Raw genomic sequence first — 13,762 nt, 5'->3', positions numbered from 1 at the left:
TTCAACCGGTCGGAGGGTTTCGATGCGCGTGGTGCTGCTGGCGTTGGTGGCGGGCTGCTGGCTGCTGCAGCAACAGGCCGAACTGCCGGCGTCGCGCGCGTGGTGGATCGGCTGGGCCGTGGCGGCCATGCTGGCGGGCGCGCTGCTGGTGCGCGGACGCCCGGCCTGGTGGCGTCATGCGCGCTGGGCGCTGGTCATCGCTCTGGCCGCGCTGGCGGCCTTCGGCTGGGCCGCGTGGCGCGCGGAGCTGCGCATGGACCGCTGGCTGCCGCCGGACCTGATGGCGCGCGACCTGGTTGCCGAGGGCGTGGTGGCGGGCCTGCCCGACGACGCCGGCCATGGCACGCGGTTCCGCTTCGACGTGGCGCGCTGGGACGACGATCGGGCGCAACGCGCCGGCGTGTCGTCGGTCATGCTGACGTGGCGCGATCCACCGGAACGGCTGGTGCCGGGGCAGCGCTACCAGCTGACGGTGCGGCTGCGGCCGCCGCGCGGGCTGGCCAATCCGCATGGGTTCGACTACGCGTACTGGCTGCTCGCCGAAGGGATCGACGCCACGGGCTACGTGCGGGAGGGCCAGCCAGCCGGGGGCGACGACGGCGCGCTGCCGTGGATGGTCCGCGTCGCGGCGTGGCGGGCGGCCGTGCGCGACCACCTGCGCGCGGCGATGCCGGCCGATGCGCGGTACGGGCCGGTGCTGGTGGCACTGGTGATCGGCGATCAGCGCGGCATCGCGCAGGCCGACTGGGAGGTGTTCCGGCGCACCGGCATCTCGCATCTGGTCAGCATTTCGGGCCTGCATATCACGATGGTCGCCGGGGCGGCCGGCGCGGTGGCGCGCGGGTTGTGGCGACGGTCGTTCGGCCTGGGCGGCGTGCTGCGGCGGCCCTTGCCGCTGCGCTGGCCGGCGCAGCAGGCCGGACTGGTGGTGACGGTGCTGGCCGCGCTCGGCTATGGCCTGCTGGCCGGCATGCAGATTCCGGCGCTGCGGACGGTCACGATGCTGATCGTGGCGGCCGTCGCGCTATGGAGCGGCCGGGCGCCGCCGGTGTCGGTCGTGCTGGCGTGGGCGGCCGGGGTGGCGGTGGCCATCGACCCGTGGGCCGTGATGTCGCCCGGCTTCTGGCTGTCGTTTGGCGCCGTGGCGGTGATCTTCTTCCATGCGCGGCGGCCGGAGGCGGGCGAGCGGGAAGCGGCGGGGCAGGAGGCGCGGGGCGGCGGGGCGCCTGTCATCGGCCAGGGCTTCGGCGGGTTCGTCGCGCGCTGCTGGCGGCGGATTGTCCGGGCACTGGTCGAGGCCGCGCGGGCGCAGTGGGCGGTGACCGTCGGGCTCGTGCCGTTGACGCTGCTGCTGTTCGGGCAGGTGTCGGTGGTCTCGTGCCTGGCTAATGCCGTGGCGATTCCGGTCGTCAGCCTGTTCGTGACGCCGATGGCGCTGGCCAGCGCCGTACTGCCCGCCGACGTGGCGACGATGCTGCTCGGCGTGGCCCACGCGCTGCTGGCATCGCTGGTGGACGGGCTGGCGTGGCTGGCGGCGCCGTCATGGGCGGTATGGGAAGCCGCACAGCCGGGCTGGCTGGTCACCGGGCTGGCGTTGGCCGGTGTGGTGGTGCTGCTGACACCGGGCCGGGTGCGGCTGCCCCGGTTGCGGGCGAAAGCGGGCGGCCGGGCCCTGCCGCGCTGGCCCGGTGCGGTACTGATGCTGCCGATGTTGCTCGGCGGGCGCGACGCCATCGCGGAAGGGGAAATGCGGGTCACCGCGCTCGATGTCGGGCAGGGCACCGCCGTGCTGGTCGAAACACGCCGGCATGCGCTGCTCTATGACGCGGGGCCGTCCTACGTATCGGGCGCCAGCGCGGGCGCGCAGGTCGTCGTGCCGTACCTGCGTGCCGTCGGCGTGCGCCGGCTGGACATGCTGATGGTCAGCCATGAGGACGCGGACCACGCGGGTGGCGTGCTCGATGTCATGCGTGCGGTGCCGGTCAGCGCGCGCCAGACCGCCGCTGCGCCCGGTCACCGGCTCCTGACCTTGCCGGGACGGCCGTGGGTGCCTTGCGTTGCCGGGGCAGGGTGGGTGTGGGACGGCGTCCGGTTCGACGTGATGCATCCCACGGCGGAAGACCTGACGCGCGCGACGCTGTCGAGCAACGCCAGAAGCTGCGTCCTGCGCGTGGCAACGGCCCACCGCAGCGTGCTGCTGACGGGCGATATCGGCGTGAACGAGGAGCTGGGGTTCATCGCCCGGGCGCCGCCGGCCCAGGTGCGGGCCGACGTGCTGGTCGTGCCGCACCATGGCAGCGGCACGTCGTCGCATGTGGCGTTCCTGCGGGCCGTCCAGCCGGCGGTGGCGGTCTTCCAGCTCGGATTTGCGAACCGCTACCGGCATCCGCGCGAGGACGTCTGGCAGCGGTACGGGCGTGCCGGCATCGCACGGTACCGGACCGACGAAACCGGCGCGGTCACGATCGTCACGGATGGCGACGGGCTGCGGGTGGTGGCGTATCGGCAGCATGTCCGCCGCTACTGGCGCGACCGGCCGCCGGCGCCGCGTTGAGAGGCTAGTCGACCTTGGCGGGCGTCCTGCCGCGCCGGGCGGACGGGGCCGGGGACGCCTTGGATGCTGGCTTGGGGGATTTCCTTGGGGCGCGCGTGGTGGCGGGGGTGTCGGTGTCCTCGGGCTGCGCGGCCAGCGGGGCCGGTTCGGCGCCGGCGATGCGGCGCTCGCGCAGGTGGGCCTTGGCGCGCTGCAGGCCGGCGGCGACAGACTCCGCGCGTTCCAGCGCCACGCCGGCGGCCAGCACGTCGCCGAGGACGAGGTGGCAGATGCGCGAGGTCATCGGCGTGTAGACCTCGCTGTCCTCCTCGACGTCGGAGAACACGCAGACGTCGGCCAGCCGGGCCAGCGGCGACCCGCTGTGGGTCAGCGCCAGCACGCTGGCGCCGCTGCCACGGGCCAGCGTGGCGGCGGCCAGCATGTCCCAGGTACGGCCGCTGTTGGATACGAGCACGGCCACGTCGCCGGGCCGGAGCAGGGCGGCGGACATGCTGAAGACGTGCGAATCGGAGTAGGCCGTGGTGGGAATGCCCAGGCGGAAGAACTTGTGCTGGATGTCGAGCGCGACGATGCCGGAGTTGCCGCAGCCGTAGAACTCGATGCGCCGGGCGCTGGCCAGCAGGCGGATCGCGTGCTCGATCTGGTCGCCGGACAGCGCGTTGCGCACGCTCATCAGCGTGGCGATGGTGCGGTCGAACACCTTGCCGGCGATGTCGGCCGGGCGGTCGCTGGCTTCCACGTCCTGGTGGACGAACGGCGTGCCGCCGCCGACGTTCTGGGCGAACTGGAGCTTGAATTCCTTGAAGCCGTCGTAGCCCAGCGCGGCGCAGAAGCGGGCGATGGTGGGCTGCGAGACGCCGGCGCGCTCGGCCAGTTCCGGCATGGTCAGGCGGATGACGCTGGCGCCGTGGCGGGCCACATAGTCGGCCAGCCGGCGTTCGGACGGGCGTAGCGTGTCGTAGACGGCGAGGATTCTGTCGCGCATGGTGAGGGTCGGACGGGAGGTCGTGCGTGGGTGTCGTACCGGGCTTCTGGTTGTACCGGGCTTCGAGCTTCGGCTTCTCGGCTTCGCTTCTCGGCTTCGGTGGCAGCCCTGAATTTTGTAGAGATTCTACACATTTGAATCATGAAATCGAACCATTGTTGCGTGACGTCGCCCTCGGGATTTACCCGGATTCCGCTGGAATTTGCGCGTATAACGCCATGTCGCCGCCGAGCCAAGGCTTCCGGGCGCCTCCCGGCCGTGGCTATAATGTAGAAAATCTACAGATTCGGACGGCCTGCCGCCTGCATTGACTGCCCGTCCGGATCGCCCCACGAGGACCCATTCCGCCATGACCCAAGCCGCCAGTGGCAATGTCCGCGCCGAAATCTCGGCCGTGACCCAGCGCATCATCGAACGTAGCCGCACCAGCCGCGCCGCCTACCTGGCGCGCTGCGCGCGCGCGCAGCAGGACCTCGGGCCGCTGCGCGGCATGTCGTGCGCCAACCTTGCCCATGGCTATGCGGCGCTGCCGGCCGACGACAAGCTCAAGCTGCGCGTCGAGCATGCGCCGAACCTCGGCATCGTCACCGCCTACAACGACATGCTGTCGGCGCACCAGCCGTACGAGCGCTACCCGGCCGTGATCCGTGAGGCCGCCCGTGCCGTGGGCGCCGTGGCGCAGGTGGCGGGCGGGGTGCCGGCCATGTGCGACGGCATCACGCAGGGCAATGCCGGCATGGAGCTGTCGCTGTTCTCGCGCGACGCCATCGCCATGGGTACCGCCGTGGCGCTGTCGCACAACACGTTCGATGCCGCGCTGATGCTGGGCGTCTGCGACAAGATCGTGCCCGGCCTGCTGATGGGCGCGCTCCAGTTCGGCCACCTGCCGGTCGTCTTCGTGCCGGCCGGGCCCATGGCGTCGGGCCTGTCGAACAAGGAAAAGGCGCGCGTGCGGCAGCTCTACGCCACGGGCCAGGTGGGCCGGGATGCGCTGCTGGAGGCCGAATGCGCGGCCTACCACGGCGCGGGTACCTGCACGTTCTACGGTACCGCCAACAGCAACCAGTTCCTGATGGAAGTCATGGGCCTGCACATGCCGGGCGCGGCGTTCGTGCATCCGGACAGCGGCCTGCGCGATGCGCTGACCACGGCGGCGGCCCAGCGGGCGCTGGCGCTGATTGCCCGCGGGCGCGAGTACACGCCGCTGGCGCAGATCGTCGACGAGCGCGCCATCGTCAACGCCATGGTGGGCCTGCTGGCCACGGGCGGGTCGACCAACCATACGATTCACCTGGTCGCCATGGCGCGGGCGGCCGGCATCCTGATCGACTGGAACGACTTCGACCAGCTCTCGGCCGTGACGCCGCTGCTGGCGCGGGTCTATCCCAACGGGTCGGCCGATGTGAACCACTTCCACGCGGCCGGCGGCGTGGCCTTCGTGATCGGGCAACTGCTGGACGCCGGGCTGCTGCACGAGGACGTCAACACCGTGGTCGGGCGCGGGCTGGCCCGCTATACCGAGGAACCGGTCATGACCGACGGCAAGCTGCGCTGGCGCGACGGGCCTACCACGAGCGGCGATACCGCCGTGCTGGCGCCCGCGTCGGCGCCGTTCTCGGCCGAGGGCGGGCTGCGGCTGATGGCCGGCAACCTCGGACGCGGCGTGATCAAGGTCTCGGCCGTGTCCGACGAACACCGCGTGGTCGAGGCGCCGGCGCGCGTCTTCGATTCGCAAGAGGCGCTGCAGGCCGCCTTCGAGGCCGACGAGTTGAACCGCGACGTCGTGGCCGTGGTGCGCTTTCAGGGGCCGAATGCCAATGGCATGCCCGAACTGCATCGGCTGACGCCGGCGCTGGGCGCGCTCCAGGATGCGGGCCACAAGGTGGCGCTGGTGACCGACGGGCGCATGTCCGGCGCGTCCGGCAAGGTGCCGGCCGTGATCCACGTCGGCCCCGAGGCGCTGGCCGGTGGCCCGCTGGCGCGCGTGCGTGACGGCGACATCATCCGCGTCGATGCGGTGGCCGGCACGCTCGAACTGGTGGGCGACGCCGCCGCGCAGCAGGCGTTCGCGGCCCGTCCGGCCGCGCCGGCACCGGCCGACCCGTTCGCGGATTTCAGCATGGGTCGCGGGTTGTTCGGCCTGTTCCGACGCCACGCCCGCATCGCCGAGGAGGGCGGCAGCGCGCTGGACCTGTCCGAGGCCGACGCGGCTGTCCAAACGGGCGCCGCCGTCGCACAATAGGCGCCGTCAGGCGCCGGCTTTCTTCAGAAACTTCGTATTCCCCGGCCAGGGCGTGCCGGGGCACCGCCGTGCCGCGTCGCACGTGGCCGGCGGCTACCGACAAGGGTGGCAACACCACCCGACACCATGTTCGATGGAGCAGACATGATCTATATCCTGATGGGCGTTTCCGCAGCGGCAAGACCACGGTCGGCCAGTTGCTGGCGCAGCAACTGCACTGCGGCTTTCATGACGCCGACAGCTTCCACAGCGAGGCCAACAAGGCCAAGATGCACGCCGGCGTGCCGCTGACCGACGAAGACCGCTGGCCGTGGCTGGACGCCATGCGCGCGGCCATCGACACCGCCCGCGCCGAAGGCCGGACCCACGTGTTCACCTGCTCCGCGCTGCGCCAGGCCTACCGCGACCGCCTGACCCCGCCCGACGGCGGCGTGACGTTCGTGTTCATGAAGGGCGATGCGGCAACGATCGGCAGCCGGCTGTCGGTCCGCTCGGACCATTTCTTCAACCCGGCGCTGCTGCAGAGCCAGTTCGACACGCTCGAAGAACCGCACGACGCGCTGGTGCTGGACATCCGCCGCCCGCCCGAGGCGCTGGTGCAGGACATCTTGACCAAGTGTCCGCCGGATTCGGTGTCGTGCGGGAGAGGGGAGCAAGCCAGGCCGTAGGGCCTGCCACCCCCACCCCCTGGCGCGCATCTTGCTAAACCGTTCCGCGTACCCCCAACCCTGCCAGATGCATGCCCCTTGCGGGTTTGGCCGGTACGGATATGCTTCAAGCGTCGACTCGACGAGGCATCGATAACAAGGGCGGCTGGCGGTATGGCCGTGCGGGACGGGACCGGTAGCTGGCTGGCGGCACGGCCCGGGCGGCGGGCGCCCACATCCACGAAGGAGCGGCCATCATGGCGGCGCGGTTTTTCGACGAGATGCTGGAAGGGCGGGAGGACGGCACGGTGCCGGCCATCGAGGCCGGGCAGGCGTTGCCGCAGGGCGCGGTGCGGCCCCATTACCGGAGCTTTGCCGACTGGCTGGGCCGGCAGTCGGCGGCGACGATGGACAACAAGCGTGCCGAGGCCGACCTGATCTTTCGCCGGGTGGGCATCACGTTCGCGGTCTACGGCGACAAGGACGAGTCCAACAGCGGCACCGAGCGGACCATTCCGTTCGACGTGATCCCGCGCGTGTTCCCGGCCAGCGAATGGGCCACGCTGGAGCGCGGCCTGCGCCAGCGCGTGGCGGCGCTGAACCGGTTCATCCACGACATCTACCACGGGCAGGACATCATTCGCGCGGGCGTGATCCCGCCGGACCAGATCTACAACAACGCCCAGTACCGGCCCGAGATGCTCGGCATCGACGTGCCGCGCGACATCTACGCCCATGTGGCCGGCATCGACGTAGTGCGCGCCGGCGAGGGCGAGTTCTACGTACTGGAGGACAACCTGCGCGTGCCGTCCGGCGTGTCATACATGCTGGAAAACCGCAAGATGATGATGCGGTTGTTCCCGGACCTGTTCGCGCGCAACCGGGTGGCGCCCGTGGCCCACTACCCGGACCTGCTGCTCGACATGCTGCGCAGCGTGTCGCCGCAGAACATCGCCGATCCCACCGTGGTCGTGCTCACGCCGGGCATGTACAACTCCGCCTACTTCGAGCACGCCTTCCTGGCCCAGCAGATGGGCGTGGAGCTGGTGGAAGGCAGCGACCTGTTCGTCGACGACGACCACCTGTACATGCGCACCACGCAGGGCCCGCAGCGCATCGACGTGATCTACCGCCGCGTGGACGACGACTTCCTGGACCCGCTGGTGTTCCGGCCGGACTCGGCGCTTGGCGCCGCCGGGCTGCTGTCGGTCTACCGGGCCGGCAACGTGACCATCTGCAACGCCATCGGCACGGGCGTGGCCGACGACAAGTCGATCTATCCGTACGTGCCGGACATGATCCGCTTCTACCTGGGCGAGGAGGCGATCCTGTCCAACGTGCCGACCTACATGTGCCGGCGGCCGGACGACCTGCAGTACGTGCTGGACCACATGGCCGACCTCGTGGTCAAGGAAACGCACGGCGCGGGCGGCTACGGCATGCTGGTGGGGCCGGCGGCCACGAAGGCCGAGATCGACCAGTTCCGCGAAGTCGTGAAGGCCCGCCCCGAGCAGTACATCGCGCAACCCACGCTGGCGCTGTCCACGTGCCCGACCTATGTGGAATCGGGCATCGCGCCGCGCCACATCGACCTGCGGCCGTTCGTGCTGTCGGGCAAGGAGGTACGCATGGTGCCCGGCGGCCTGACGCGCGTGGCGCTGCGCGAGGGGTCGCTGGTGGTGAATTCGTCGCAGGGCGGCGGCACCAAGGACACCTGGGTGCTGGAGCGCTGATCCATGACCGCCGACCGCCGGGAGAACCTGCCATGCTGAGCCGCACCGCCGACCACCTGTTCTGGATGGCCCGCTACACCGAGCGCGCGGAAAACACCGCGCGGATGCTCGACGTCAACTACCAGACCTCGCTGCTGCCGCAGTCGGCCGAGGTGGCCGAGCAGGGCTGGTGGGCGATGCTCGACATCTCCGAGCTGACCCGCGCCTACGACCACAAGTACGGGCTGCTGCACCGCGACGACGTGATCGACTTCATGGTGCGCGACATGACCAACCCGTCGTCGATCATGAGCTGCCTGCGCGCGGCGCGCGAGAACGCGCGGGCGGTGCGCGGGTCGCTGACGACCGAGGTCTGGGAGACCATCAACACCACGTGGCTGGACGTCCAGCGCATGATCGCCGATGGCGAACTGCGCGACGACCCGTCGCGCTTCTTCGAATGGGTCAAGTTCCGCTCGCACCTGGCGCGCGGCGTGCAGTTCGGCACGATGCTCAAGGACGACGCGTTCCACTTCATGCGGCTGGGCACGTTCCTGGAGCGGGCCGACAACACGGCGCGGATCCTCGACGTCAAGTTCCAGGCGTCGGCGCGCGAGCACGGCGACCTGGACCCGAACCGCGAGCAGAACGACTTCTACCACTGGGCCGCCGTGCTGCGGTCGGTCTCGGGCTTCGAGGTCTACCGCAAGATCTACCGTGCCGTCATCACGCCGCAGCGCGTGGCCGAGCTGCTGATCCTGCGGCCGGACATGCCGCGCTCGCTGGTGTCCAGCCTGGACGAGGTGGTGGCGATCCTGGCGCTGGTGCGCAACCAGCAGTCGGCCGAGACCGAGCGCCAGGCTGGTAAACTCCACGCCGACCTCAAATACGCGCGCATCGACGACATCTTTGCCGTCGGGCTGCACGCCTTCCTGACCAGCTTCCTCGAACGCATCGGCGACCTGGGCAACGGCATCAGCCAGGACTTCCTGGTGCCGCTGCTGGCGGCCTGAGCGCGACCCGGGTGCCGGGCACGCCACGTCGCTGGCCGGCAGGGCGGCAAGGCGTGCCATGTGCGCGATACGCAACGTGAAATACAAGATCCACCACAACACCGTCTACCGATACACCGAAGCGGTCCGCCGCAGCGTGCATGAGCTGCGGCTGGCGCCGCGTTCGGGGCCGCTGCAGTCGGTCGAGACGTGGCAGCTTTCGGCGCCGGGCAACCTGTCCGAGGCGCGCGACGGCTTTGGCAACATCGTCCACAACTTCACGATGACGGGCCCGGCCCATACGATCGCCATCGCGGCGTCGGGCGAGGTGGAGGTGACGGCGGGCGAAGGTGGCGACCACCGCGCATTCGTCGATGTGCCTGTGCCTGGCGAGTCGCGCGTGTCGCCGCTCTACTTCATGGCCGGCACGCCACTGACCGAGGCGCCGGCCGACATGCGCGCGTTCGCCGCACCGTACCTGGCGGCCGGCCACGACGCCCCGGCGCTGGTGGCACTGGCCGGCGGCATTGCCGACCGGGTGCGCTACCAGGCCAATACGACCCATGTCGGCACGTCGGCCGCCGAGGCGTTCCGCGAAGGCAGCGGCGTCTGCCAGGACCAGGCCCAGGTGATGGTGGCGGCCTGCCGGGCGCTCGGCATCCCGGCGCGCTATGTCAGCGGTTACTTCTACGACCCGGCCGCCACGGCGCTGGCCAGCCACGCCTGGGCCGACGTCTGCCTGGACGCGGCGCAGGGCCTGTGGTGCAGCATCGACGTCACGCACCGTTGTGTGACGGACGCGCGCCATGTGCGGCTTGCCGTGGGGCGCGACTACGCGTCGGCCGCACCGATCCGGGGCATCCTGGAAGGCGGCGCCGGCGAGACGCTGGAAGTCGATATCTCGATCACGCCCGTTTCCTGACGGTTGTTCCGCCCGCTCCGGGGGCGGGCGCCGGGCAGAATGTCCGCGCGCCGTTCAAACGCTTGACCCCTAGGGCTTCCCCATTTCCGCGACCGGCTAGAATGCAAGCTTGCCGTCGCCAACCATTGATACTCATGACGTATTGCGTAGCCATGCGGCTCGATGCCGGCCTGGTATTCCTGTCCGATTCCCGCACCAACGCCGGCGTGGACGCCATTTCCACGGCCCGCAAGATGACCGTCTTCGAGGAACCGGGCGACCGCGTGCTGGTGCTGATGACGGCCGGCAACCTGGCCATCAGCCAGTCGGTGCGCCAGTTGCTGGCCGAGGCGCGCGACGAGAATCGGTCGCTCTGGACGGCCCGCGATATGTTCGAGGCCGCCTCCATCGTCGGCGACGCCGTGCGCGCCGTGCACAAGCGCGACGCCCACGCGCTGCGCGAGGCCGGCATCGACTTCAACGTCAGCATGATCTTTGGCGGCCAGATCCGTGGCGAGCGCCACCGGCTGTTCAACATCTACGCGGCGGGCAACTTCGTCGAGGCCACGCCCGAGACCTGCTATTTCCAGATTGGCGAGGCCAAGTACGGCAAGCCGATCGTCGACCGCGTGGTGTCGCCGTCGCTGCCGCTGGGCGAGGGCGCCAAGTGCGCGCTGATCTCGATGGATTCGACGCTGAAGTCGAATATCTCGGTGGGCCTGCCGCTGGACCTGCTGGTCTACGAGACCGATTCGCTGCGCGTGACGCGCTTTGTCAACATCGACGAGAAGAACGCCTACTTCCGGATGATCCGCGACACCTGGGGCCATCGCCTGCGGCAGGTCTTTGGCGAAATCAGCAACCCCGAGTGGGACGCCACCCAGCCGGCCGAATTTCCGCTGGCCCGCGATGACGTGGACCGCTGGGGCCAGCCGGTGCGCGCGCGCCGCGAGCGGTAGGGCGGCCGGCGGCCGACGCCCGGCGGGTAGAAGGATTCCCCTACGCGCCGGACGGGGCGGGGGCCCCGAACGGCGCGGGCGCGGCATTACACTCTGCGGCGATCCTTATCTTCCCGACGCCATCGCCCCCATGCGCGACCTCCTGCTGTTCTCCCATGCCAACGGCTTCCCCGTGCCGACCTACCGCAAGCTGTTCGGCGCGCTCGAAGATGAATTCGAGATCCGCGCGGTCGAGCGCTACGGCCACGACCCGCGCCTGCCGGTCACGCGCGAATGGCCGAACCTCGTCGAGGAACTGTTGCGCGAGATGGCGCAGGCCCGTCGCGGCGGCGACGATCCGCGCAAGGTCTGGCTGGTCGGCCATTCGCTGGGCGGCTTTCTGTCGCTGATGGCGGCACTGCGCGATCCCCGGCATGTGCGCGGCGTGGTCATGCTCGATTCGCCGATCATCGCCGGCTGGCGGGCGTCGCTGCTGCGGGCGTCGCAGGTGCTGGGGCTGGACGAGAAACCCAGCCCGGCGGCGGTGACGAAAAAGCGCCGCACGCACTGGCCCGATGCCGAATCGGTCTGGACTCACTTCCAGGCCAAGCGCAACTTCCAGGTCTGGGACCCCGACGTGCTGCGCGACTATGCCGAACACGGCACCGAGCCCACCGGCCGCGCCGCCGAACGGCGCCTGCGCTTCGACCGCGACGTCGAATACCGGATCTACCGCACGCTGCCGACCAGCCTGGGCCGCCGCGTGGCGGAAGGCGCGCCGGTGCCGGTGGGCTTTGTCGCCGGCACGCGTTCGCGCGAGGTGCGGCAGGTGGGGCTGGGCGCCACGCGCAGGCTCGTCGGCGAGCGCCTGCGCTTTGTCGAAGGCGGCCATCTTTATCCGATGGAACGCCCGCTGGAGACGGCCGGCGTGGTGCGCGACCTGATTGGCGGAATGCGCCAGGCCGAAGGGCAGGCCGGGCGCTGACGGCGGCGCGGCGCGGCCGGGCGGCGCATGCGCCGCAGGCGGCCGGGCAGGGGCCCCGGGACACCCTGTTGTCACAAATTCCGGGTCGGCGGCGCTCGGGCTCTCATGTATAATCCCGATTTCCCCGGCAAGCTCGGTTTATGACCAAATTCGTCTTCGTCACCGGTGGCGTCGTCTCTTCTCTCGGCAAGGGCATCGCTGCTGCTTCGCTCGCGGCCATTCTCGAGTCGCGCGGCCTCAAAGTCACCCTCCTCAAGCTCGATCCCTACATCAACGTCGACCCCGGCACGATGAGCCCCTTCCAGCATGGCGAGGTGTTCGTGACCGAGGATGGCGCTGAAACCGACCTGGACCTTGGCCACTACGAACGCTTCGTGTCGGCCAAGATGCGCAAGTCGAACAACTTCACGACGGGCCAGATCTACGAGTCGGTGATCCGCAAGGAGCGCCGCGGCGAATACCTGGGCAAGACCGTGCAGGTCATTCCCCACATCACCAACGAGATCCAGGCGTTCGTGGAACGCGGCGCGGCCGCTTCGCACGACGGCAAGGCCGACGTGGCGCTGGTGGAAATCGGCGGCACGGTCGGTGACATCGAGTCGCTGCCGTTCCTGGAGGCCGCGCGCCAGATGAGCCTGCGCCTGGGCCGTAACCACTGCGCGTTCGTGCACCTGACGCTGGTGCCGTTCATCGCCAGCGCGGGCGAGCTGAAGACCAAGCCGACCCAGCACTCGGTGCAGAAGCTGCGCGAGATCGGTATCTCGCCCACGGCGCTGCTGTGCCGCGCCGACCGCCCGATCCCGGACGACGAGCGCGCCAAGATCTCGCTGTTCGCCAACATTCCGCAGGACGCCGTGATCTCGGTGTGGGATGCCGACAGCATCTACAAGATCCCGCAGATGCTCAACGAGCAGGGGCTGGACCGCCTGATCTGCGAGGAACTGCGCCTGGACCCGAAGCCGGCCGACCTGTCGATGTGGCAGAAGCTGGTCAACGCGCAGGAAAACCCCGAGCACGAGATCAAGATCGGCATGGTCGGCAAGTACGTCGACCTGACCGAGTCGTACAAGTCGCTGATCGAGGCCCTGCGCCACGCGGGCATGCACACGGCCACGCGCGTCAATATCGAATACATCGATTCCGAGGAACTGGAATCGGGCCACCTGGAAGTGCTGCAGCCGCTGGACGCCATCCTGGTGCCGGGCGGCTTCGGCAAGCGCGGCACGGAAGGCAAGATCCGCGCGATCCAGTATGCCCGCGAGAACAAGGTGCCTTACCTGGGCATCTGCCTGGGCATGCAACTGGCCGTGATCGAGTTTGCCCGCCACGTGGCTAGCATGGCCGATGCCAACTCGACCGAGTTCAACCTGGAGACCGAGCACCCCGTGGTGGCGCTGATCACCGAGTGGGTGGACCGCGAAGGCAAGGTCGAGCAGCGTTCGGCCGAGTCCGACCTGGGCGGCACGATGCGCCTGGGCGCCCAGCGCGTGCCGGTGCAGGCCGGCACCAAGGCCGCGCAGATCTACGGCGCGGAGGTCAACGAGCGCCACCGCCACCGCTACGAGGTGAACAACCACTATGTGCCGCAGCTGGAAGCGGCCGGCATGGTGATCTCGGCGCGTACCCCCACCGAGAACCTGCCGGAAATGATGGAGCTGCCGGCGTCGATGCACCCGTGGTTCGTCGGCGTCCAGTTCCACCCGGAATTCACCTCGACGCCGCGCGACGGCCACCCGCTGTTCAAGGCGTACGTGGAAGCCGCGCTGGCCGCGCAGCAACGCAAGGGCGCCTGACGCCGCGCGACGA

Annotated in this window: 9 protein-coding genes and 1 pseudogene; 9 read left to right on the top strand and 1 reads right to left on the bottom strand. The window is 69.8% G+C overall.

The features are described 5' to 3' along the window. Positions 1-22 precede the first annotated feature (22 nt). On the top strand, positions 23-2,554 hold the full coding sequence (locus QTN24_RS15955) for a DNA internalization-related competence protein ComEC/Rec2 (protein WP_313838170.1): 2,532 nt from the start codon (positions 23-25) through the stop codon (positions 2,552-2,554). Between the two features lie 4 nt (positions 2,555-2,558). Here the strand turns inward: QTN24_RS15955 and QTN24_RS15950 are convergent, their stop codons facing one another. Then, the gene (locus QTN24_RS15950) at positions 2,559-3,539 is read right to left on the bottom strand and encodes an SIS domain-containing protein (protein ID WP_313838168.1); all 981 of its coding nucleotides are present in this window, start codon (positions 3,537-3,539) and stop codon (positions 2,559-2,561) included. Positions 3,540-3,888: 349 nt separating this feature from the next. On the opposite strand from QTN24_RS15950, the gene edd reads away from it, so the two are divergent. The 8 genes and pseudogenes from edd (at position 3,889) to QTN24_RS15910 (ending at position 13,749) form a co-directional block, all read left to right on the top strand. Beyond that, on the top strand, positions 3,889-5,781 hold the full coding sequence (gene edd, locus QTN24_RS15945; protein ID WP_313838166.1) for a phosphogluconate dehydratase: 1,893 nt from the start codon (positions 3,889-3,891) through the stop codon (positions 5,779-5,781). Positions 5,782-5,925: 144 nt separating this feature from the next. Next, positions 5,926-6,449, top strand: a pseudogene (locus QTN24_RS15940) (gluconokinase). Positions 6,450-6,685: 236 nt separating this feature from the next. Beyond that, entirely contained in the window at positions 6,686-8,161 is a 1,476-nt protein-coding gene (locus QTN24_RS15935; RefSeq protein ID WP_124684762.1) for a circularly permuted type 2 ATP-grasp protein, read from the top strand. Between the two features lie 32 nt (positions 8,162-8,193). Continuing rightward, the gene (locus QTN24_RS15930) at positions 8,194-9,153 is read left to right on the top strand and encodes an alpha-E domain-containing protein (protein ID WP_124684761.1); all 960 of its coding nucleotides are present in this window, start codon (positions 8,194-8,196) and stop codon (positions 9,151-9,153) included. 76 nt (positions 9,154-9,229) lie between these two features. Further along, positions 9,230-10,054 (top strand): transglutaminase N-terminal domain-containing protein, encoded by an 825-nt coding sequence (locus QTN24_RS15925; protein WP_216643969.1) that lies wholly within the window; start codon positions 9,230-9,232, stop codon positions 10,052-10,054. Between the two features lie 134 nt (positions 10,055-10,188). After that, entirely contained in the window at positions 10,189-10,992 is an 804-nt protein-coding gene (locus QTN24_RS15920; RefSeq protein WP_313838162.1) for a peptidase, read from the top strand. A 130-nt stretch (positions 10,993-11,122) separates the two neighbouring features. After that, the gene (locus QTN24_RS15915; protein ID WP_313838160.1) at positions 11,123-11,956 is read left to right on the top strand and encodes an alpha/beta hydrolase; all 834 of its coding nucleotides are present in this window, start codon (positions 11,123-11,125) and stop codon (positions 11,954-11,956) included. A gap of 140 nt (positions 11,957-12,096) precedes the next feature. After that, positions 12,097-13,749 carry a CTP synthase gene (locus QTN24_RS15910; RefSeq protein ID WP_124684757.1) on the top strand — a complete coding sequence of 551 codons (1,653 nt, stop codon included), beginning with the start codon at positions 12,097-12,099 and terminating at the stop codon, positions 13,747-13,749. Positions 13,750-13,762 lie beyond the last annotated feature (13 nt).

It is taken from the genome of Cupriavidus sp. SZY C1, from assembly GCF_032190535.1.
In the GTDB taxonomy this organism is placed as follows: domain Bacteria; phylum Pseudomonadota; class Gammaproteobacteria; order Burkholderiales; family Burkholderiaceae; genus Cupriavidus; species Cupriavidus pauculus_C.
This window is presented reverse-complemented; position numbering and strand designations above follow the sequence as displayed.